We start from the raw sequence: 22,070 nt of genomic DNA, 5'->3' as shown, positions 1-22,070 counted from the left end.
GATTCACTCCTTGCTTGATGTGCCAGAAAGGGCGGCAGGTACTTGGAAAACGTGGCGCAGATAAGCGACGAAGTTGGGATCCTTGCAATGGGTCTTGCCCGCTTCGTCGGAGATCTTGGCGACGGGCTGGCCATTGCAGGCGGCCATTTTAAGCACGATGCTCATCGGCTCGACACCGGGAATATCGCACGTCAGGTTGGTGCCGATACCGAAGCTGACATTGATCCGACCACGCAGCGCGCGAAAAATCTCCAGGGACTTGGGCAGCGTCAGACTGTCGGAGAACACCAGGGTCTTGCTCATCGGCTCGATGCCCAGTTTCAGGTAATGGGCGATAGCCTTTTCCGCCCAGACGATCGGATCGCCCGAGTCGTGGCGCAAACCGTCGAACAGCTTGGCGAAATACAGATCGAAATCGTTGAGGAAGGCGTCGGTGGTGATGCAGTCGGTCAGGGCGATCCCCAGCAGGCCACGGTATTCGCGGACCCAGCAGTCGAGGGCGGCGATCTGGCTGTCGATCAGCCGCGGCCCCAGTTGCTGGTGGGCCATGATCCACTCATGGGCCATGGTGCCCAGGGGTTTCATGTCCAGCTCGCGGGACAGGTGCACGTTGCTGGTGCCGACGAAACGCCCGGGGAAGTCGTGCTTGAGCACGTTCACCACTTCTTCCTGGACCCGGTACGAGAAGCGCCGACGGGTGCCGAAGTCGGCCACTTGCAGGTGCGACAATTCGTCGGCGCTGGCGTTGGCGCTCAGCCAGTCGAACTTGCGATACAACTGTTCGCGGGCCTGTTCCAGGACGACTTCGCGGTAGCGATAGCGGTTACGCACCTCGCTGACGATCGCCAGCATCGGCACTTCGAACAGGATCACGTGCAGCCAGGGCCCACGCAGGCGGATGAACAGCTCGCCGTTCTCGATACCGGTATGCACATAGCGCAGGTTGAAGCGGAACAGCCCGAGAAAGCGCAGGAAGTCCGGTTTCAGGAAGCTGATGCGCTCCAGAAAGCTCAACTGGTCGGCGCTCAGGCTCAGGTCGGCCAGGCGCTCGAACTGATAGCGGATCTCCGCCAGATAAGGGCGCAGGTCCTCGCTGTTGCGGCAGCGGAATTCCCATTCGACTTCCACATTGGGGTAGTTGTGCAGCACCGCCTGCATCATGGTTAGTTTGTAGAAGTCGGTGTCGAGCAGGTTCTGCACGATGCGATCGGCAAACACACTCTCGCTCATAACGGGAATCTCCATGCTGGCCACGATGAAGGACGTGGCTTTCCAGCTTGTTCAATGAAGGCAGTAGTGGCGCATATCCGTTGTGGGTTTTGCCAGCGTTTTTTGCTTGAAGGCATTGTCAGGGCTGCCGGCCTTATCGCGAGCAAGCTCGCTCCTACAGGTGCTGCGCTGTTCATGTAGGAGCGAGCTTGCTCGCGATGGCGTTCTCAGGCCGGCGTCGGGCTGTCGATCTGCTCCAGCATCCAGCGTACGAACTCCCGTACCTTGGGCACTTCGGCCGCATGTTCAGGGTAGGCCAGGTAGTAGGCATCGTGGCTGGGCATCGCGTAGTCCCAGGCCAGCACCAGTTTGCCCTCGGCCAGCTCTTCCTCCACCAGGAACCGCGGCAGCAGGGCGACGCCGCAGCCGACCTGGGCGGCCCGGATGCACATGTAGAAGGTTTCGAAGCGCGGACCATGATAGCTGTGCTCGGTGTGGTAACCCTGGCTGTCGAACCAGTCATGCCAGGCCTGCGGCCGCGAGGCCAGTTGCAGCAGCACCAGTTCGGCCAGTTGCGTCGGGTCGGTGAAGGGCTTGTCCGGCAGGCTGCCGGGCGCGCAGACCGCCACCAGCTCTTCGCCGAACAGCTTCAGGCACTCGGTGCCGGGGCGCGAGCCCTGGCCGAAATAGAACGCCATGTCGCTGCGGCCTTGCAGCAGGTCGTCGGCTTCCTGTTCGTTGCACAGGTCCAGGTGGATCTGCGGATGGCGCAGGCGCCAGCCCTTGAGACGCGGCACCAGCCAGCGCGCGCCGAAGGTCGACGGGGTGGACACCCGCAGGACTTCGGTTTCGCCACCGTAGGAACGCAGGTAATGGGTCGACATCTCGATCTGCGAGAGGATCTTGCGCACCTCCACCAGGTACAGATCGCCGGCCGGGGTCAGTTGCAGGCGCCGGCGTACCCGGCGAAACAGCAGGTGCTGCAGGAGTTCTTCCAGCTGCGCGACCTGCTTGCTGACCGCGCTCTGGGTCAGGTTCAGTTCCTCGGCGGCGCGGGTGAAGCTCAGGTGCCGGGTGACGGCCTCGAAACACTGCAGGGCGGTGATCGAGGGCAGGTAGCGTTTGTTCAGCATCGAGGGTTCCTTGTTCTTGTCTCGGCTGCGCAGCATGAATAAACGGAATGATATCTCGCCTAATCGTCGTTTGTTGGCAAGTCTCGGGCCGGCTACAACTACAGATCTGAATAGCCGTGTCAGCGGCTGCGATTTTTTGCTTTCCATCTGTAAGGAGTGACCCATGGTTGCCGCATTGCTTGATCGTCTTGGTGTGAACCCGGCCCTGTATCAATCGGGCAAGCAGCCCGTGCATTCGCCGATCGACGGCAGCCGCATCGCCTCCGTGAACTGGCAGGGCGCGGCCGAGGTGGAACAGCAGGTCAGTCGCGCGGAGCATGCATTCGAGCTGTGGCGCAAGGTGCCGGCACCGCGTCGCGGCGAGCTGGTGCGCCAGTTCGGCGAAGTGCTGCGCGAATACAAGGCCGACCTTGGTGAGCTGGTGTCCTGGGAAGCCGGCAAGATCACCCAGGAAGGCCTGGGCGAAGTGCAGGAAATGATCGACATCTGCGACTTCGCGGTCGGCCTGTCGCGCCAGCTGTACGGCCTGACCATCGCCTCCGAGCGCCCAGGCCATCACATGCGCGAAACCTGGCACCCGCTGGGCATCGTCGGGGTGATCAGCGCGTTCAACTTCCCGGTCGCGGTCTGGGCCTGGAACACCACCCTGGCGCTGGTCTGCGGCAACCCGGTGATCTGGAAACCCTCGGAAAAGACCCCGCTGACCGCCCTGGCCTGCCAGGCGTTGTTCGAGCGCGTGCTGAAGAACTTCAGCGATGCCCCCGAATACCTGAGCCAGGTGATCATCGGTGGGCGCGACGCCGGCGAAGCGCTGGTGGACGACCCGCGCGTGGCCCTGATCAGTGCCACCGGCAGCACCCGCATGGGCCGCGAAGTGGCGCCGAAAGTCGCCGCGCGTTTCGCCCGCAGCATCCTCGAACTGGGCGGCAACAACGCGATGATCCTGGGGCCGAGCGCCGATCTGGACATGGCCGTGCGTGCGATCCTGTTCAGCGCCGTCGGTACCGCCGGTCAGCGCTGCACGACATTGCGCCGGCTGATTGCCCATGAATCGGTGAAGGAAGAAATCGTCACCCGCCTCAAGGCCGCCTATTCCAAGGTGCGCATCGGCCATCCGCTGCAAGGCAACCTGGTCGGCCCGCTGATCGACAAGCACAGCTTCGACAACATGCAGGATGCGCTGGAGCAGGCCCTGAGCGAGGGCGGCCGGGTGTTCGGCGGCAAGCGCCAGCTGGAAGACCAGTTCCCCAACGCTTATTACGTGTCGCCGGCGATCGTCGAGATGCCGGAGCAGAGCGACGTGGTGTGCAGCGAGACCTTCGCGCCGATTCTCTACGTGGTGGGCTACACCGATTTCGCCGAAGCGCTGCGCCTGAACAATGCCGTGCCGCAAGGCCTGTCGTCCTGCATCTTCACCACCGATGTGCGTGAGGCCGAGCAGTTCATGTCGGCGGTGGGCAGCGACTGCGGCATCGCCAACGTCAACATCGGCCCCAGCGGCGCGGAAATCGGCGGCGCCTTCGGTGGCGAGAAGGAAACCGGCGGTGGCCGCGAATCCGGTTCCGATGCCTGGCGCGCCTATATGCGCCGGCAGACCAACACCGTGAACTACTCGCTGGAGTTGCCATTGGCCCAAGGCATCAGTTTTGAGTAGCAGCGGCAAGCTACAAGCGTCAAGCTGCAAGTGAGGTTGCTTGCAGCTTGACGCTTGTAGCTGACTGCTGCTCCGCAAGGAGCTCCTATGTCGTTACGCGAAGAATGCCTGTGGGAAAAACTGACGCCGCAAAGGCCTGACAATGCCCCGCTCAAGGGCGAGGTCACGGTGGATGTCTGCGTGATCGGCGCGGGCTTTACCGGCCTGTCGGCCGCCGTGCACCTGCTGGAGCAGGGCAAGAGAGTCTGTGTACTGGAAGCCCATCGCACCGGTCACGGTGGTTCGGGGCGCAACGTGGGGCTGGTGAACGCGGGGATGTGGATCCCACCGGACGAGATCGAAGCCGGTTTCGGCGAGGCGGTCGGCAGCCAGCTCAACCGCATGCTGGGGGCGGCGCCGGCCCTGGTGTTCAGCTTGATCGACAAATACCGCATCGATTGCCAGCTGCGCCGCGAAGGCACCTTGCACATGGCGCACAACGCCCGGGGCGAGGCCGACCTGCGCAGCCGGGAAGCCCAGTGGAAGCGCCGGGGCGCGCCGGTCGAGCTGTTGACCGGGGCGGCCTGTGAAACCGCCACCGGCACCCGGAAGATCGCCGCCGCCTTGCTCGATCGCCGGGCCGGCACGGTCAATCCGATGGCCTATGTCAGTGGCCTGGCCAAGGCCACGGTCGACCTGGGGGGCCAGCTGTTCGACCACTCGCCCGTCACCCGTCTCGAACGCCAGGGCCGGCGCTGGTCGGTGCAGACCGCGCAGGGCTCGGTGCTGGCCGAGCAAGTGGTGATTGCCTCCAATGCCTACACCGAGGGCGACTGGACCGAGTTGCGGCGCAATTTTTTCCCCGGTTACTACTATCAGGTCGCCTCCAGGCCGCTGACCGAGGACGCCGCGCAGCGGATCCTGCCGGGTGGCCAGGGCTCCTGGGACACCCGCCAGGTGCTCAGCAGCATTCGCCGGGACGCCGACGGTCGCCTGCTGCTGGGCAGCCTGGGCAATGGCAACCAGAAGCCGGCCTGGTTCCTCAAGGCCTGGGCCGACCGGGTGCAGCAGCATTATTTTCCCTATCTGAAAACGGTGGAATGGGAGTGCACCTGGACCGGTTGCATCGCCTTTACCCCCGATCACCTGATGCGCCTGTTCGAGCCGGCGCCCGGCCTGGTGGCCGTCACCGGCTACAACGGCCGGGGCGTGACCACCGGCACCGTGGTTGGCAAGGCGTTCGCCGATTACCTGTGTAACGGAAATCCTCAGGCCTTGCCGATTCCCTTCGCCCCGATGCAGCCCCTGGCCGGCGTGGGCTTGCGCAGTTGCCTGTACGAGGCCGGGTTCTCGCTGTATCACGCGGGCCAGTGCCTGCGCATCGTTATCTGACAGAGGAAATATGTTGCACGGTGCGGCGCTTTTCGGCGCAGCGACTAGCCTGTAGTGGTGCGGGGCGTAGCAGTCCTGCACCAGTAGTGTGCAGTTCGGTTACGCAGGCTGTTACAGGCTGGTTGCACGTTGATTTGCGCCGCGGTTGCAATGATGGCGCAGGCGGGTTGCGCCTGATGTTTTGTAGGGTTTTACCTTCCGCGGTTTAGACGGTTGCACGCCCAATAAAAAAGGGCTCGAAACAGTCGAAATAACAATAAAAGAGCGACTTTTTTCAGAATAAAAAACCAATGGCACGGCCCTTGCTCTGAGCATTCGGTGAAGTCGCAGTGCCAACTAAAAAAACCTTGGAGCACCACCTCATGTCCCAGACGTTTTACAAGAAAGGCTTTCTGGCCCTCGCAGTGGCAGCTGCGTTGGGCGTTTCTGCGTTTGCTCAGGCCGACCTCAAGATCGGCGTAGCGGGTCCCATGACAGGCGCCAACGCGGCATTTGGCGAGCAGTACATGAAGGGTGCACAGGCAGCGGCTGACGAAATCAACGCCAAGGGCGGCGTCAACGGCGAGAAGATCGTCCTGGTCAAGGGCGACGATGCCTGCGAACCGAAACAGGCTGTGGCCGTAGCCAACCGCCTGGTCGACCAGGACAAGGTGATCGGCGTGGTCGGGCACTTCTGCTCCTCCAACACCATTCCCGCTTCCGAGGTGTACGACGAAGCTGGCGTGATCGCCATCACCCCGGGCTCCACCAACCCGCAGGTCACCGAGCGTGGCCTCTCCGCCATGTTCCGCATGTGCGGGCGTGACGACCAGCAGGGCATCGTCGCCGGCGACTACATCGTCGACGTGCTCAAGGGCAAGAAAGTCGTGGTGCTGCACGACAAGGACACCTACGGCCAGGGCCTGGCGGACGCCACCAAGGCACAGCTGAGCAAGCGCGGCGTGACGCCGGTGCTGTACGAAGGCCTGACCCGTGGCGAAAAAGACTTCAGCGCCGTGGTCACCAAGATCCGCGCCGCCGGTGCCGATGTCGTCTACTTCGGCGGCCTGCATCCGGAAGCCGGCCCGCTGGTCCGCCAGCTGCGCGAGCAGGGCCTGAAAGACGTCAAGTTCATGTCCGACGACGGTATCGTCACCGACGAACTGGTGACCACCGCTGGCGGCCCGCAGTACGTCGACGGTGTGTACATGACCTTCGGCGCCGACCCACGCCTGCTGCCGGACAGCAAGACTGTGGTCGACGCTTTCCGCAAGGCCGGCACCGAGCCTGAAGGCTACACCCTGTATGCCTACGCGTCGGTCCAGGCCCTGGCTGCCGGCTTCAACGGCGCCAAATCCAACAAGGGCGAAGACGCCGCCAAGTGGCTCAAGGCCAACCCGGTGAAAACCGTGATGGGCGAGAAGACCTGGGACGCCAAGGGCGACCTGAAAGTCTCCGACTACGTGGTTTACCAGTGGGACAAGGACGGCAAATACCACCAGCTGGAAAAACAGAAGTGACATGAGCGTCCGGGCAGGCCGGCTCATCCTCCAGGGGAGGGCGCAGGCCTGCCGCATGCGTGTCCGTGCAGTACCTGTCTTTTCTCGTAGAGCTGCACAACTGTCGTGTTGCGCGGGTGGTTGAACCCCAGGCCGTCGTATCCGCTGTGTGCAGTCTCTCAAATGCGTGAGATTGCGTTATGGATGGTATTTTCCTGCAGCAACTGATCAATGGACTGACCCTCGGGTCTGTCTATGGTCTGATCGCCATCGGCTACACAATGGTCTATGGCATCATTGGCATGATCAACTTCGCCCACGGCGAGGTTTACATGATTTCCGCTTACCTCGCGGCAATCAGTCTGGCTCTGCTGGCCTACTTCGGCATCGAATCCTTCCCGCTGCTCATTCTCGGTACCCTGGTCTTCACCGTCGTCGTGACGGGGATCTACGGCTGGGTCATCGAGCGCGTCGCCTACAAACCCCTGCGCAACTCCACCCGCCTGGCGCCGCTGATCAGCGCCATCGGGATTTCGCTGATCCTGCAGAACTACGCGCAGATCAGCCAGGGCGCCAAGCAACAAGGTGTACCGACGCTGCTGGCCGGCGCCTGGAAGGTCGAGATCGGCACCGGTTTCGTCCAGCTCACCTACACCAAGATCTTCATCCTGGTGGCGGCATTCGCCGGCATGGCGTTGCTCACCTACATCATCAAGTACACCAAGCTCGGCCGCATGTGCCGCGCCACCCAGCAAGACCGCAAGATGGCCTCGATCCTCGGGATCAACACCGACCGGGTGATTTCCTACGTGTTCATCATCGGCGCGGCCATGGCTGCGCTGGCGGGTGTACTGATCACCATGAACTACGGCACGTTCGACTTCTATGCCGGCTTCGTCATCGGCATCAAGGCGTTCACCGCGGCGGTCCTCGGCGGTATCGGGTCGCTGCCGGGCGCGATGCTCGGCGGGATCATCCTCGGGATCTCCGAGTCGCTGTTCTCCGGTCTGATCAACTCCGACTACAAAGACGTGTTCAGTTTCTCGCTGCTGGTGCTGATTCTGATCTTCCGTCCCCAAGGCCTGCTGGGTCGCCCACTCGTGGCGAAGGTATAAGTATGTCTGCTGCCAATAAACCGATTGATATCAAAAAGAGCGTCATCGACGCCGTGCTGGCCGGGCTGATCTCGCTGATCGTGTTCGGTCCTATCGTGGGTGTGGTACTCGAGGGCTACAGCTTCAACCTGCAACCGGCCCGCGTCGGCTGGCTGGTGGCGATCGTGATGATCGGCCGCTTTGCCTTGAGCCTGTTCCTGCAGACGCCCAAGGGCCTGAGGATCCTCCAGGGTTTCGAAAGCAGCAGCTCCGGTGTGCATGTGCGGGCGCCGGACTACAAGTCGCGGCTGCGCTGGATCATCCCGGCGCTGATCGTGATCGCCATCGTCTTCCCATTCTTCGCCAACAAGTACCTGCTGACCGTGGTCATCCTCGGCCTGATCTACGTGCTGCTGGGCCTGGGGCTGAACATCGTGGTTGGCCTGGCCGGGCTGCTCGACCTGGGGTACGTGGCGTTCTACGCCATCGGTGCCTACGGACTGGCGCTGGGTTACCAGTACCTGGGCCTGGGCTTCTGGACCGTGCTGCCCCTGGCCGCCCTCGCCGCGGCGCTGGCGGGGTGCATACTCGGCTTCCCGGTGTTGCGCATGCACGGTGACTACCTGGCCATCGTGACCCTGGGCTTCGGCGAGATCATCCGCCTGATCCTCAACAACTGGCTGTCCTTCACCGGCGGCCCGAACGGCATGCCGGTGCCGTCGCCGACCATCTTCGGCCTGGAGTTCGGACGGCGGGCGAAGGATGGCGGGGTGCCGTTCCACGAGTTCTTCGGCCTGGAATACAACCCCAACCTGAAGTTCCTGTTCATCTACATCGTGCTGTTCATCGTGGTGCTGCTGGTGCTCTACATCAAGCACCGGCTGACCCGCATGCCGGTCGGCCGGGCCTGGGAAGCGCTGCGCGAAGACGAGATCGCCTGCCGCGCCATGGGCCTGAACCATGTGCTGGTGAAACTCTCGGCCTTCACCATCGGCGCCTCGACTGCTGGTCTGGCCGGGGTGTTCTTCGCCAGCTACCAGGGCTTCGTGAACCCCTCGTCCTTCACCTTCTTCGAGTCGGCGCTGATCCTGGCCATCGTGGTCCTGGGCGGCATGGGTTCGACCGTCGGCGTGGTGATCGCGGCGTTCGTGCTAACCGTGGCGCCGGAGCTGCTGCGCAGTTTCTCCGAGTACCGGGTGCTGCTGTTCGGCATCCTCATGGTGTTGATGATGATCTGGCGACCCCGGGGCCTGATTCGTATCAGCCGCACCGGCGTGACCCCGCGCAAGGGTGCCTTGACCGAGAGGAGCGCATCATGAGCGATGAAGTGATCCTGAAGGTCGAGAACCTGATGATGCACTTCGGTGGCATCAAGGCCCTGAGCGACGTCAGCCTGGAGGTCAAGCGCAACTCCATCTTTGCCCTGATCGGCCCCAACGGTGCCGGCAAGACCACGGTGTTCAACTGCCTGACCGGTTTCTACAAGGCCACGGGCGGGCATATCGCCCTGAATACCCGGGGCACGCCGACCAATGTCATCAAGCTGCTGGGCGAGCCGTTCCGGGTGACCGACTTCGTGTCGCCCAAGCGCTTTGCCAGCCGGCTGTTCTACAAGATGTTCGGCGGTACCCACCTGGTGAACCGGGCGGGCCTGGCACGGACCTTCCAGAACATTCGCCTGTTCAGGGAAATGTCGGTGCTGGAGAACCTGCTGGTGGCCCAGCACATGTGGGTCAACCGCAACCTGCTGTCCGGCATCCTCAATACCAAGAGTTACCAGAAGGCCGAAAGCGATGCCCTGGACCACGCCTTCTACTGGCTGGAAGTGGTGGACCTGGTGGACTGCGCCAACCGCCTGGCCGGTGAGTTGTCCTACGGCCAGCAACGCCGCCTGGAAATCGCCCGCGCCATGTGCACCCGGCCGCAGATCATCTGCCTCGACGAACCGGCCGCCGGCCTCAACCCCCAGGAAACCGAAGCGCTCAGCGCGATGATCCGGCTGCTGCGCGACGAGCACGACCTGACCGTGGTGCTGATTGAACATGACATGGGCATGGTGATGAGTATTTCCGACCATATCGTGGTGCTCGACCACGGCAACGTGATCGCCGAGGGCGGGCCCGAAGCGATCCGCAACGACCCGAAAGTGATTGCCGCCTACCTGGGTGCGGACGAAGAGGAGCTGGTATGACGACTGCACCTATCCTCGAACTCAAGGACCTGGACGTGTACTACGGGCCGATCCAGGCCCTGAAGAAAGTCTCGCTGCACATCAACGAAGGTGAAACCGTGAGCCTGATCGGCTCCAACGGTGCCGGCAAGTCCACGCTGCTGATGTCGATTTTCGGCCAGCCGCGGGCCGAGTCCGGGCAGATCATCTATCGCGGTGTGGACATCACCCACAAGTCCTCGCACTACATCGCCTCCAACGGCATCGCCCAGTCGCCGGAAGGGCGCCGGGTGTTTCCGGACATGACGGTGGAAGAGAACCTGCTGATGGGCACCATCCCCATCGGCGACAAGTACGCCACCGAAGACATGCAGCGCATGTTCGAACTGTTCCCGCGGCTCAAGGAACGTCGGACCCAGCGGGCCATGACCATGTCCGGCGGCGAGCAGCAGATGCTCGCCATCGCCCGCGCGCTGATGAGCCGTCCCAAGCTGCTGTTGCTGGACGAACCGAGCCTGGGGCTGGCGCCGATCGTGGTGAAGCAGATCTTCGCCACCCTGCGCGAGCTGGCCTCCACCGGCATGACCATCTTCCTGGTCGAGCAGAACGCCAACCACGCGCTGAAGCTGTCGGACCGGGCCTATGTGATGGTCAACGGCGAGATCCGCCTGAGCGGTACCGGCAAGGAACTGCTGGTCAACGAGGAGGTGCGTAACGCGTATCTGGGCGGGCACTGAGCCTGCGTACTGTGGATAAGACCTGCCCCGCCGGTTCGCGCCGCCGGGGCATTTTTTATCCACATCCTGTCCTTGTAGGAGCGAGGCTTGCCCGCGATGAACGATAACGCGGTGTACCGAACTCATGCGGTGAGCCGATCGCGGGCAATCGAGCGTCGACCGGCTGCTCCTACAGAAGCTGGCGGCGGATGACCTTGTCCACAGCCGAAACCGAAAATTGTGGAAAACATTCTGCGCAAGCTGGCAAAGCGCGGCATAAAGACGCTGCAAATAGTTGTTTTGCCACGGTTTTGACTTGTCCCCGTTTGCTGTGGAACTGGCTGTGGGTAACGTGGGAGTAGCTGGCTGTACGCCTTGATCGGCGTGGCCTGCAGGAGGTTGATTGTTTTTTGATCAGGCTTTTTTGCCGGACCTCGAGCAGCCGTTGTCAACCTTTTTATTGTCGCAGGCAAAGGGCGAAAACACCCTGGACAAGCCTGTGGATAAGTCTGTGACTAAACTCTGGAAAGACTCGCCAAGGCAGCGTCGTTACTGGCTTGAAGCCATCCCCTGCCTGACCGCCCGGCCGCCTTCGTCGGCCGGGGCTGCATGGACGCCATGCCCGGGTCAAGCAAAAAACTTTCTAAAACCGCCTGCAACCCCTGTGGATAGCGGCTTGCAGACTTTTGCACTTGCCCCCAAAGACTGTGGAGCGTCCTGTGGATAAGGTGCGTGCATATGGCTGCGGGCCAGGAAAGCCGGGGCTTTGCTGGTGTTGGTCGTTTTCTGTACAGTTGCGTCCCTGTAGCCGCTGCCGAAGGCTGCGATAAGGCCCGGAGGGCCTTTCAACGATCTTGAAGAGCACGCCCTCTTCGAGGTCGATCGCAGCCTTCGGCAGCGGCTACAGGGGAAGCTGATAGCCTGGCTCGCACAACCTCCGGTTGCCGCTGCGATTCAGGCCGGGCATGCTGCGAAACGATTTTTCATTTCCACGGCGGTTCGACGCCCCAGCAAGGAGAACACCATGACTTCCACCCTGTTTATTACCGGCGCGACCTCCGGTTTTGGCGAAGCCTGTGCCCGTCGTTTTGCCGAGGCCGGCTGGTCGCTGGTGCTGACCGGGCGCCGCGAAGAGCGTCTCAACGCCCTGTGCGCCGAACTGTCGAAGCAGACCGAAGTGCACGGCCTGGTGCTCGATGTGCGGGACCGCAAGGCCATGGAAGAAGCGATCGCCAACCTGCCGCCGTCCTTTGCCAAGCTGCGCGGGCTGATCAACAACGCCGGCCTGGCCCTGGGGGTCGACCCGGCGCCCAAGTGCGACCTGGACGACTGGGACACCATGGTCGACACCAACATCAAGGGCCTGATGTACAGCACCCGCCTGCTGTTGCCACGGCTGATCGCCCATGGCCGCGGCGCCGGCATCGTCAACCTCGGTTCCATCGCCGGCAACTACCCGTATCCGGGCAGCCACGTGTATGGCGCGAGCAAGGCGTTCGTCAAACAGTTCTCCCTGAACCTGCGTTGCGACCTGCAAGGCACCGGTGTGCGGGTGACCAACATCGAGCCGGGCCTGTGCGAAAGCGAGTTCTCCCTGGTGCGCTTCAAGGGCGACCAGGAGCGTTACAACGCCACCTACGCCGGTGCCGAGCCGATCCAGCCGCAGGACATCGCCGACACCATCTTCTGGGTGCTCAACACGCCGGCCCACGTCAATATCAACAGCCTGGAACTGATGCCGGTGAGCCAGACCTGGGCCGGCTTCGCCATCGAGCGCAACGCCAAGGGCTGAATGACCATCGCCTGTAGCCGCTGCCGAAGGCTGCGATAAGGTCCGCAGGACCTTCAGCGATCTTGAGTCCTGCGACCGGTTCCCGGTCGATCGCAGCCTGCGGCAGCGGCTACACACCCCATGTGCCGATGCGTTTGGCAACACAACCGTTCAGGCCCGAATCAGCCCGCACAAGGTAGACTCCCGCTCCGCAACCCACCGCGGCCTTGCATCAAGGCTGCGATTTCAAAGGTTCTCGAGGAGGAAATGTGAGTAACCGAGGTGAGCAGGTACTGCTCAAACAATCGACCATCCTGATGTTCGCCGTGGCGATCGCCGCGATCGTCACGGGGTTTTTTTCCGGTTCCCAATCGATTCTGTTCGATGGTTTTTTTTCGCTGATCGCGACCGTCATCAAGGTCCTGATGCTGATCACCGCCAAGCTGATCGCCAAGGAAAGCAACCAGCGCTTTCAGTTCGGCTTCTGGCACCTGGAACCGATGGTGCTGCTGATCGAAGGCAGCTTTTTGTTGCTGATTGCGATCTATGCCTTTCTCAGCGGTATGTTCGGCATCATCAACGGTGGCCGCGAGATCGAACTGGGCCTGGTGATCCCTTTTGCGATGGTGCTTAGCGTCGTCTGCTTCGCCTATTTCTTCTACGTCCGTTATCGCAATCGCACGTTGAAATCCTCGTTGATCCAGTTCGACAACGTCAGCTGGCTGGTGGACGCGATGCTCTCGGTCGGCTTGCTGGTGAGCTTTCTCATCGCGTTGCTGCTCAAGACCCAGGGTTATGGCCAGTGGGCCGCCTACGTCGACCCGTCAATCCTGATCCTGCTGGCCCTGAGCATGCTTGCGCCGGCCCTCAATATTCTCAAGCCAGCGTTACGCGATGTACTGGGAATTGTCCCGGACCAACTGGATGACAAGGTTCGCCAAGTGATGGACAAGGCGAAAGTCGAGCACGGCTTTGCCGACTACATCTCGTATGTGCAGAAGCACGGACGGGCGCGGTTCATCGAGATTCACATCGTGCTGCCGGCGGACTATCCGTTGCAGGGCGTGGCGACGCTGGACACGCTGCGCGAGGAGATATCCACACAGCTTGGCAAGGCGGATGCGGCGCGCTGGTTGACCATCAGCTTTACCGGCGATCGCAAGTGGATTGCCTGAGGCCTTCCTGAGCGCAGGTGCTCAACCGCGAGCAAGCTCGCTCCTACAAAGGACCACGCGATCCTGTAGGAGCGAAGCTTGCTCACGATAGCCTATTGAAGGTCAGCCGAAGTATTCGGCCAGACCGAGATAACAGGTCGCCAGGTGATAAGGCGTGGTCGACGGCATGTCCCGGCGGCTGAGTACGCCATGGGCGTCCAGGCATTCGTTCCAGCCCTTGGCATGCAGGAAGTGTTTTTGCAGCGCCAGCAACTGACGCTGCAGGCGTTCGGCGCTGCCCTGGCGCAAGGTCAGGGCGCGCAGGTATTCGGCCTGGGCCCAGATGCGTTGGGTCGGGTCGAGCACATCGCCCTGGACACTCAGCATCCCGCTCACCGCACCGCTGTGGTTATCCACACCGACCTGCTCGGCATAGGCAAAGGCCCGTTCCAGCGAGGCCTGCAGCGGGCAGCCAAGCAGCAGAGGCGAGGATTGCAACAGGAAGAACCATTCGAACTGATGCCCCGGCTCGAACCAGTTATCCACAGCCCCCAGCGGTTTCTCCATCATCAGCCCATGCTGTGGTTCGATGAAGCGTTGCTGCATGCCCTCGCACAAGGCCAGCAATGCGCCTTGCACGGCGGCGTCGTCACGCACGGCCAGAGTAGCGAGGAAGGCTTCGGCCAGGTGCATCAGCGGGTTCTGCAACGGACCGGAGGCCAGGGACGACCAGTCCTCGGCGAGGACCGCCTCGTACAGGCCATCGCCGCTGGCAAAAAGCTCGGCCACCACTTTCAGCGCGGCGTTGAGCACCGACTCCACCAGCGGCTCGCGGACCTTGGCCCAGTAATGGGCGCAGGCAAAGATGATGAAGGCGTGGGTGTAGAGGTCCTTGCGCCTGTCCAGCGGCGTGCCCTCGGCATCGATGCTGTAGAACCAGCCGCCGTGTTCGGCGTCGTGGAAGTGCCGTTGCAGGGAACGGAACAGCGCCGCGGCGCGCTCTTGGGCAAGCGGCGTATGGCCATCGCCGGTCAGGCTGGAAAACAGGTACAGCTGCCGGGCGCAGGCCATGGCCCGATAACGTTGCGGCGGCAGCGGGGCATGCTCGGCGTCCAGCGCCTCGAAGGGCAAAGCCAGCTCCGGATTCCAGCCCGGCCCCTGCCAGAGCGGCACGATCACGGTGTGGAAATGCTGCTGTACGGCCTTGAACAGGGCGGTCGATTCAGACGGGGAAACGGGGCTGGAAACATCGGGCATTGGCTGGCGTCGTCACGGCAGGGTGGAATGCGCGACATGGTAGCAGAGAAGGCCCCGGGGAGCGGTGTCGGGCCGGCGCCCGTAATCGCGAGCAAGCTCGCTCCTACAGTGACGGCGCTGTTCCTGTAGGAGCGAGCTTGCTCGCGAAAAAATGCCTCAAACGACGCGCATCAGCCAGCCAGTAACCAGGCACCGGTCAGTGCCGAGGCCGCACCCGCCAGGCGTACCAGCGGCGCGGCGGCCTGTGGCAGGACCCGTACCACGGCGTAACCGGCCGCGTGCAGTGCCGCGGTGGCAGCGACGAAGCCTGCGGCATAGGTCCAGGGGCTGGACATGTCCGGCAGTTCCAGGCCGTGGGCCACACCGTGGAACAGGGCGAACAGCGCAGTGGCGGCCACCGCCAGGCTTAGCGGCGGACGCACCGCCAAAGCCACGGCCAGGCCGAGGGCCAGGACCGATGCGGCGATCCCGCTTTCCAGGGCCGGCAGGTTCAGCCCTTCAAAACCCAGCACGCCGCCGATCAGCATGGTGCCGACGAAGGTGCAGGGCAGTGCCCAGCGCGCCGCGCCTTGCTGCTGCGCGGCCCACAGGCCGACCGCAACCATCGCCAGCAGGTGGTCGAGGCCGCCGATCGGGTGGCTGATGCCGGCCATCAGGCCGTTGTCGCCGTGGCCCGGGTGAGCGAAGGCCAGGGCCGGTGTCAGCAGCAGGGCGAGGGTGCCGAGAATACGTTTGAGGGTCATGGACAGGCTTCCTTGTTGAGCTTTTGAAAATAACGATCAGGCCGCGGTCAGCAGTCCCTGGCGTTCGATAAAGGCGATGATTTCCTCCAGGCCCTGGCCGGTCTTCTGATTGCTGAAGACGAACGGTTTGCCGCCGCGCATGCGCCGGGTATCGCCGTCCATCATCTCCAGCGAAGCGCCGACCAGGGGCGCCAGGTCGATCTTGTTGATCACCAGCAGGTCGGACTTGCAGATGCCCGGGCCGCCCTTGCGCGGCAGCTTGTCGCCCGCCGACACGTCGATCACATAGATGGTCAGGTCGGACAGCTCGGGGCTGAAGGTCGCCGACAGGTTGTCGCCGCCGGACTCCACCAGAATCAGGTCGAGGCCGGGAAAGCGCCGGTTCAACTGGTCCACCGCTTCGAGGTTGATCGAGGCGTCTTCGCGAATCGCCGTGTGCGGGCAGCCACCGGTTTCCACGCCGATGATGCGCTCGGGCGCCAGGGCCTCGTTGCGCACCAGGAAGTCGGCGTCTTCGCGGGTGTAGATATCGTTAGTCACCACTGCCAGGTTGTAGCGCTCGCGCAGGGCCAGGCACAGGGCCAGGGTCAGGGCGGTCTTGCCGGAGCCCACCGGGCCGCCGATGCCGACACGCAGAGGTTGTGTGTTCATGCGACTCTCCAAAATAAAAGACACCCAAGTAAAAGGCGCCGAAGTAAAAGGACTTATGAACGGAACAGGCGGCTGTACTGGCGCTCATGGGCCATGCACGCCAGGGCCAGGCCGAAGGCGGCGCTGCCGTAATGTTCAGGGTCGAGGTTCGAGGCATTGCGCTGGGCCTGTTGCAGCAGCGGCAGCAGTTCGCTGGTCAGGCGCTGGGCGGCCTGCTGGCCCAGGGGCAAGGTTTTCATCAGCACCGCCAACTGGTTTTCCAGCCAGCTCCATAGCCAGGCGGCCAGGGCGTCCTGCGGGCTGATCCGCCAGGCGCGCGCGGCCAGGGCCCAACCCAGGGCCAGGTGCGGCTCGGTGATCTGCTCGAGAAAGGCGCGGGCTGGCGCATCCAGCTCCGGCAGGCCGTTCAGCAACTGTTGCAGGGAATAGCCCATCTGCCGGCTTTCCTGGTGCAGCTCGCGGGTTTCGCGGCTGGCGCGATGTTCCTGGCACAGCTGCAACAGCTGCGCCCAGTCCTCGTCCGCGGCCGCCTGACAATGGGCCAGCAACAGCGGCGCTTCGAAGCGCGCCAGGTTGAGCAGCAACTGGTCGCCGATCCAGCGCCGGGCGCTGTGCGGGTCGTTGACCGTGGCCTGTTCCACGGCCATCTCCAGGCCCTGGGAATAGCTGTAGCCGCCGATCGGCAGCTGTGGACTGGCCAGGCGCAGCAGGGCCCAGGCGGGATTCATGGGCGCACGCCGAACTGGTGCAGCCGCGGCGCGTAGTTGAAGTCCTCGTCGCCGTGGCGGGAATGATGGTGGCCACCGCCGTAGGCGCCGTGTTCCGGCTGGAACGGCGCCTCGATGGTTGCGGTGCTGGCGCCGAGCTGTTCGAGCATGGCCTTGAGCACATAGTCGTCCAGCAGGCGCAGCCAGCCATCGCCGACTTGCAGGGCAACGTGGCGGTTGCCCAGGTGGTAGGCGGCGCGGGTCAGTTCAAAGGCATTGCGGCAGGTGACATGCAGCAGGGTTTCCGCACGCGCGCAGACCCGCACGATCCGGCCATCCTCGGCCTGCAGGCATTCGCCGTCGTGCAGCGGCGGCTGGCCACGCTCCAGAAACAGCCCGACGTCCTCGCCGTCGGCACTAAAACAGCGCAAGCGGCTTTTGCTGCGGGCTTCGAAGGTCAGGTGCAACTCGGCGGACCAGTCGGGTTGCGGCGCGATTCTGCGATGAATCACCAGCATTTGAAGGCTTCCAGCTATGAGCGATACAGGGTGTAGAGCAAGTGCCTTGCCAATCGCCCGGTCTGATCGGAAACAGGGGGGAAGCGCCTGAAAATGGGGCAGGCTTCTGTTTTATTTTGTTACAAATTCAGGGTTCGAGCTGATTTATAGCACTGACTTGGTGCGTTGTGCTGTTTTTTGATGCGCGACAGAGCGCCGCTCTGGCGCAAGCCAAAGCGGGCAGATAAGGCGTGGAGGAGGTGGGGGCGGTTCAGCGAAGCGGCGGGGTTATTCGGTGCTGCCCAGCCCTTGCCAATGCTTGAGGCCGATAAAGATGAAACGCAGCTGCTGGGTGATCTTCGCCTGGGGCGTGAGGTGCTCGGGCAGGGCTTCGGCCGGTGGGTCGATGATGTCCGGCAAGGTGGCGAACACACTTTTGACGATCAGGTCGGCCATCACCGTCAGGTCGGCGATGTTCAGGTGTTGCAGCTTGGGCATCAGGGTCAGGTCGGCCGCCAGGTCGGCGCTGATGTTTTCCCGCAGACTGGCGATCGCCTGGCGCACCGGCAGAGAACCGCCGTACTGCTCGCGGGCGAGAAACAGGAACTGCGAGCGGTTGGCCGCCACCACGTCGAGGAAGATCCGTACCGAGGCATCGATGATGCCGCCCATGACAAATTCGTTATGGCGCACCAGGCGGATGGTTGCACGGAAGGTCTGGCCGACTTCGCTGACCAGTTCCAGGCCAAGCTGGTCCATATCGGCGAAATGCCGGTAGAAACCGGTCGGCACGATGCCGGCGGTTTTTGCCACTTCGCGCAGGCTCAGGCTGCCGAATCCGCGGCCGCATTCCATCAGGTGGCGGGCAGCGTCCATCAGAGCGTTGCGAGTCTGTTGTTTCTGTTCGGCGCGGGGCAGCATCGGCTGGCTGGTTTTCTGATCAAGAGAGCGGCGCACTCTAGCAAATCAACTTTACCGGCGTCGAACCCGGTGGGGGCGGTGGATTGAAGGCGAGGCTTGGATCGGAGTGTTGGGGCGCAGGACTAAAACGGCGCAGCTCAGGAAAAAACAAAGCCCGATCCAGGGACCGGGCTTTTCTGTAGAGGCATCATAGGCTTGACTCACAGCTGGGTTGCGTTAGGCCAAACGGTCGTTGCCGTCTTAAACCAGACCTTTCTCTTCCAGGCGATCACGGCCGCCTTCAGCTACAGCTTGGCCCAGGGGAGTGCGATCGAAGCCGTCTTCAGCCAGGGTCTGACCTTGTGGGGTGCGGTCGCTGCCGTCGGAAGCCAGGGTCTGGCCTTGTGGGGTGCGGTCGCTGCCGTCGGAAGCCAGGGTCTGGCCTTGTGGGGTGCGGTCACTGCCGTCGGAAGCCAGGGTCTGGCCTTGTGGAGTGCGGTCGCTGCCATCGGAAGCCAGGGTCTGGCCTTGTGGAGTGCGGTCGCTACCGTCGGCAGCCAGGGTCTGGGTGAATACCGAGGTGCTTGCTTTGACTTGTGGGGTAGCCTGTTCAGCGGCTGGCAGGGCGAAAGCGTTGGCTGCCAGGATCGAGAGGGTCAGGCTAAGCAGTAATTGGCGTTTCATGATGAGTTGCTCCTTGGAAGGGCGATAAAGTGGGTACGGAGCCAATGTTACGCGCGCTAAATCGATATAAAAGTTCATAAAGACAATGGTAATAATCAACAGAATTGATTGTTCGGCCCGAGGGCTCTAGAACGGGCGTTTTCGAAGAAGGGTTTTGCACCGGGGTGGGTATTTTCGACCCATCTGCGCCTCGCAAAAGTGCGGCGGCGGTAACGCCAAGCTGGCGCTTCGGTCAGAAAAATCCGTGCTTTTGTGTCTGAGTCGCGGCTTTTGGGTTAAACCTGCGGGCCGTTTGTCAGTCCTAGTTTCCATGACCGGTGGATTTCAACCCCGGCAGTTCACAAGGGCGTCGCCATCCAGGCGCCCGTCAGCAGTCAGGAGCCCTGTGCATGACGCGCACCCGTAAAATTCTCGCCTGGACAGTCGGTAGCCTTTTCCTGCTGCTGGCCGTGCTGGTACTGATCATCGCGTTCTTCGATTGGAACCGGATCAAGCCGCCACTCAATGCCAAAGTCTCCGAAGAACTGCATCGCCCCTTCGCCATCAACGGCAACCTGGCGGTGATCTGGCAGCGCGAACTCGACGAAGGCGGCTGGCGGGCCTGGGTGCCCTGGCCGCACGTGGTGGCCGAAGACCTGACCCTGGGCAACCCCGAGTGGTCCAAGGCGCCGCAGATGGTCAGCCTCAAGCGCGTCGAATTGCGCATTTCACCCCTGGCATTGCTGGCGCAGCGCGTGCGCATTCCGCGTATCGACCTCACCGAGCCGAATGCCGCCCTCGAGCGCCTGGCCGACGGCCGCGCCAACTGGACTTTCCAGTTCGACCCGAAAGACCCGAACGGCGAACCCTCCAACTGGGTGGTGGACATCGGCGCCATCGGCTTCGACAAAGGGCATGTCATCCTCAATGACCAAAACCTGAAAACCCGTCTCGACCTGCTGATCGACCCACTGGGCAAGCCGATTCCGTTCAGCGACATCGTTGGCGACAAGGCGGCGAAGAAAGCCGAGGAGAAGGGCGCAGCTCCCCAGTCCTACGCCTTTGCCTTCAAGGCCAAGGGGCAGTATCACGGCCAGGCCCTGGCCGGCTCCGGCAAGATCGGCGGCCTGCTGGCGCTGCAGGACGCGAGCAAGCCGTTCCCGCTGCAGGTCCAGGCAACGATCGGCGATACCCGCGTCGAACTGGCCGGCACCCTGACCGACCCGCTGAACCTCGGCGCGCTGGATCTGCGCATGAAGCTCGCCGGCACCAGCCTGGGCAACCTGTACCCGCTGACCGGCGTGACCCTGCCGGACTCGCCGGCCTATGCCACCGATGGCCACCTGAGCGCGCAGCTGCGCGATCCGGCCGGGGCGAAGTTCCAGTACCAGGACTTCAACGGCAAGATCGGCGACAGCGACATTCATGGCAACCTGACCTACGTCGCCAGCCAGCCGCGGCCCAAGCTGACCGGCGCGCTGGTGTCCAATCAGTTGCTGTTCAGCGACCTGGCGCCGCTGATCGGTGCCGACTCCAATGCCGAGCAGAAGGCCCGTGGCGGCGACAGCAAGCAACCGGCGGACAAGGTGCTGCCGGTGGAAGAGTTCCGCACCGAGCGCTGGCGTGACATGGACGCCGATGTCGAATTCACCGGCAAGCGCATCGTCCAAAGCGCCGATTTGCCCTTCACCGACCTGTACACCCATCTGGTGCTCGACGACGGGCGCCTGAGCCTGGAGCCGCTGCGTTTCGGCGTGGCCGGCGGCAAGCTGGATGCGCAGATTCGCCTCAATGGCCAGGCCGCGCCGCTGGAAGGCCGGGCCAAACTGACTGCGCGCAACTTCAAGCTCAAGCAGCTGTTCCCGACCTTCGAGCTGATGAAAACCAGCTTCGGCGAACTCAACGGCGATGCCGATATCGCCGGGCGCGGCAATTCGGTGGCGGCCCTGCTCGGCAGCGCCAACGGCGAGCTGAAGATGCTGATCAACGACGGCGCCATCAGCCGCAGCCTGATGGAGATCGCCGGGCTCAACGTCGGCAACTATGTGATCGGCAAGATGTTTGGCGACAAGGAAGTGAAGATCAATTGCGCCGCCGCCGACTTCGGCATCAAGACCGGCCTGGCCACCAGTCGCCTGTTCGTGTTCGATACCGAGAACGCGATCGTCTACATCGACGGCACCGCGAACATGGCCAGCGAGCAACTGGACCTGACCATCACGCCTGAGTCCAAGGGCCTGCGCCTGTTCTCCCTGCGCTCGCCGCTCTATGTGCAAGGCAAGTTCATCAAGCCGGAGGCCGGGGTCAAGGCCGTGCCGCTGATGTTGCGCGGCGCTGGCATGGTGGCGCTGGGGGTGATCGCCGGGCCGGCGGCCGGGTTGCTGGCGCTGGTGGCGCCGAGCGGTGGCGAGCCGAACCAGTGCGCGCCGCTGCTCGAGCAGATGCGCTCGGGCAAGGCGCCGGTGGCGGTCAAGCCGACCCGCTAAGGCCCGCTTTTCTGTAGGAGCAGCCGGTCGACGCTCGATTGCTCGCGATGAACGATAACGCGGTACTACAGGCACTCCGCGGCGTCTGAATCGCGGGCAAGCCTCGCTCCTACGGGGAGGATGGCCCCACGCATCCAGTGTAGGAGCGAAGCTTGCTCGCGATGAATGATAACGCGGTACTACAGGCACTCCGCGGCGCCTGAATCGCGGGCAAGCCTCGCTCCTACGGGGAGGATGGCCCCACGCATCCAGTGTAGGAGCGAAGCTTGCTCGCGATGAATGATAACGCGGTACTACAGGCACTCCGCGGCGCCTGAATCGCGGGCAAGCCTCGCTCCTACGGGGAGGATGGCCCCACGCATCCAGTGTAGGAGCGAAGCTTGCTCGCGATGAACGATAACGCGGTATTACAGGCA

19 protein-coding genes are annotated in these 22,070 nt (G+C 63.0%); 10 read left to right on the top strand and 9 right to left on the bottom strand.

The annotated features are described in order from the left end of the window. Window positions 1–3: 3 nt before the first annotated feature. The gene (gene pncB, locus NRG23_RS16300) at window positions 4–1,230 is read right to left on the bottom strand and encodes a nicotinate phosphoribosyltransferase (protein ID WP_009046709.1); all 1,227 of its coding nucleotides are present in this window, start codon (window positions 1,228–1,230) and stop codon (window positions 4–6) included. A gap of 206 nt (window positions 1,231–1,436) precedes the next feature. Next, window positions 1,437–2,342 (bottom strand): LysR family transcriptional regulator, encoded by a 906-nt coding sequence (locus tag NRG23_RS16295; protein ID WP_009046710.1) that lies wholly within the window; start codon window positions 2,340–2,342, stop codon window positions 1,437–1,439. A 163-nt stretch (window positions 2,343–2,505) separates the two neighbouring features. On the opposite strand from NRG23_RS16295, the gene NRG23_RS16290 reads away from it, so the two are divergent. The 9 genes from NRG23_RS16290 (at window position 2,506) to NRG23_RS16250 (ending at window position 13,771) form a co-directional block, all read left to right on the top strand. Further along, entirely contained in the window at window positions 2,506–3,996 is a 1,491-nt protein-coding gene (locus NRG23_RS16290) for an aldehyde dehydrogenase family protein (protein WP_306674792.1), read from the top strand. Window positions 3,997–4,083: 87 nt separating this feature from the next. Then, window positions 4,084–5,367 carry an FAD-binding oxidoreductase gene (locus tag NRG23_RS16285; RefSeq protein WP_028683727.1) on the top strand — a complete coding sequence of 428 codons (1,284 nt, stop codon included), beginning with the start codon at window positions 4,084–4,086 and terminating at the stop codon, window positions 5,365–5,367. A 362-nt stretch (window positions 5,368–5,729) separates the two neighbouring features. Continuing rightward, window positions 5,730–6,866 (top strand): branched-chain amino acid ABC transporter substrate-binding protein, encoded by a 1,137-nt coding sequence (locus NRG23_RS16280; protein WP_009046713.1) that lies wholly within the window; start codon window positions 5,730–5,732, stop codon window positions 6,864–6,866. A 179-nt stretch (window positions 6,867–7,045) separates the two neighbouring features. Next, window positions 7,046–7,960: a branched-chain amino acid ABC transporter permease gene (locus tag NRG23_RS16275; protein WP_009046714.1), complete on the top strand. Its 915-nt coding sequence runs from the start codon at window positions 7,046–7,048 to the stop codon at window positions 7,958–7,960. A gap of 2 nt (window positions 7,961–7,962) precedes the next feature. Further along, a complete protein-coding gene (gene livM, locus NRG23_RS16270) occupies window positions 7,963–9,258 on the top strand; it encodes a high-affinity branched-chain amino acid ABC transporter permease LivM (protein WP_009046715.1) in 1,296 nt (431 codons plus the stop codon). Further along, window positions 9,255–10,130 carry an ABC transporter ATP-binding protein gene (locus NRG23_RS16265; protein WP_009046716.1) on the top strand — a complete coding sequence of 292 codons (876 nt, stop codon included), beginning with the start codon at window positions 9,255–9,257 and terminating at the stop codon, window positions 10,128–10,130. Before livM ends, NRG23_RS16265 begins: the two co-directional genes overlap by 4 nt. Continuing rightward, a complete protein-coding gene (locus NRG23_RS16260; RefSeq protein ID WP_009046717.1) occupies window positions 10,127–10,846 on the top strand; it encodes an ABC transporter ATP-binding protein in 720 nt (239 codons plus the stop codon). The genes NRG23_RS16265 and NRG23_RS16260 overlap by 4 nt, the downstream gene beginning before the upstream one ends. Window positions 10,847–11,849: 1,003 nt before the next feature. Next, the gene (locus NRG23_RS16255; RefSeq protein WP_009041929.1) at window positions 11,850–12,617 is read left to right on the top strand and encodes an SDR family oxidoreductase; all 768 of its coding nucleotides are present in this window, start codon (window positions 11,850–11,852) and stop codon (window positions 12,615–12,617) included. A 248-nt stretch (window positions 12,618–12,865) separates the two neighbouring features. Then, window positions 12,866–13,771 (top strand): cation diffusion facilitator family transporter, encoded by a 906-nt coding sequence (locus NRG23_RS16250; protein ID WP_009046718.1) that lies wholly within the window; start codon window positions 12,866–12,868, stop codon window positions 13,769–13,771. Window positions 13,772–13,873: 102 nt separating this feature from the next. Here the strand turns inward: NRG23_RS16250 and NRG23_RS16245 are convergent, their stop codons facing one another. The 7 genes from NRG23_RS16245 to NRG23_RS16215 form a co-directional block, all read right to left on the bottom strand. Then, the gene (locus tag NRG23_RS16245) at window positions 13,874–15,007 is read right to left on the bottom strand and encodes an AGE family epimerase/isomerase (protein WP_257371419.1); all 1,134 of its coding nucleotides are present in this window, start codon (window positions 15,005–15,007) and stop codon (window positions 13,874–13,876) included. A 170-nt stretch (window positions 15,008–15,177) separates the two neighbouring features. After that, window positions 15,178–15,750, bottom strand: a complete 573-nt coding sequence (locus NRG23_RS16240) for a HupE/UreJ family protein (protein WP_009046720.1) — start codon at window positions 15,748–15,750, stop codon at window positions 15,178–15,180. A 36-nt stretch (window positions 15,751–15,786) separates the two neighbouring features. Next, window positions 15,787–16,401, bottom strand: a complete 615-nt coding sequence (gene ureG / locus NRG23_RS16235) for an urease accessory protein UreG (protein WP_009046721.1) — start codon at window positions 16,399–16,401, stop codon at window positions 15,787–15,789. 53 nt (window positions 16,402–16,454) lie between these two features. Next, window positions 16,455–17,129, bottom strand: coding sequence for an urease accessory protein UreF (locus NRG23_RS16230; protein WP_257371418.1), 675 nt, complete (start codon window positions 17,127–17,129; stop codon window positions 16,455–16,457). Further along, on the bottom strand, window positions 17,126–17,626 hold the full coding sequence (gene ureE, locus NRG23_RS16225; protein WP_023970250.1) for an urease accessory protein UreE: 501 nt from the start codon (window positions 17,624–17,626) through the stop codon (window positions 17,126–17,128). The genes NRG23_RS16230 and ureE overlap by 4 nt, the downstream gene beginning before the upstream one ends. A gap of 267 nt (window positions 17,627–17,893) precedes the next feature. Then, entirely contained in the window at window positions 17,894–18,526 is a 633-nt protein-coding gene (locus NRG23_RS16220; RefSeq protein WP_038582510.1) for a TetR family transcriptional regulator, read from the bottom strand. A 240-nt stretch (window positions 18,527–18,766) separates the two neighbouring features. Continuing rightward, on the bottom strand, window positions 18,767–19,189 hold the full coding sequence (locus tag NRG23_RS16215) for a hypothetical protein (RefSeq protein WP_038630478.1): 423 nt from the start codon (window positions 19,187–19,189) through the stop codon (window positions 18,767–18,769). Window positions 19,190–19,578: 389 nt separating this feature from the next. Between NRG23_RS16215 and NRG23_RS16210 the strand changes: the two genes are divergently transcribed. Continuing rightward, on the top strand, window positions 19,579–21,654 hold the full coding sequence (locus NRG23_RS16210) for an AsmA family protein (RefSeq protein ID WP_257371417.1): 2,076 nt from the start codon (window positions 19,579–19,581) through the stop codon (window positions 21,652–21,654). Window positions 21,655–22,070: the final 416 nt, after the last annotated feature.

It is taken from the genome of Pseudomonas sp. T8, from assembly GCF_024610635.1.
Lineage (GTDB): Bacteria > Pseudomonadota > Gammaproteobacteria > Pseudomonadales > Pseudomonadaceae > Aquipseudomonas > Aquipseudomonas chlororaphis_I.
This window is presented reverse-complemented; position numbering and strand designations above follow the sequence as displayed.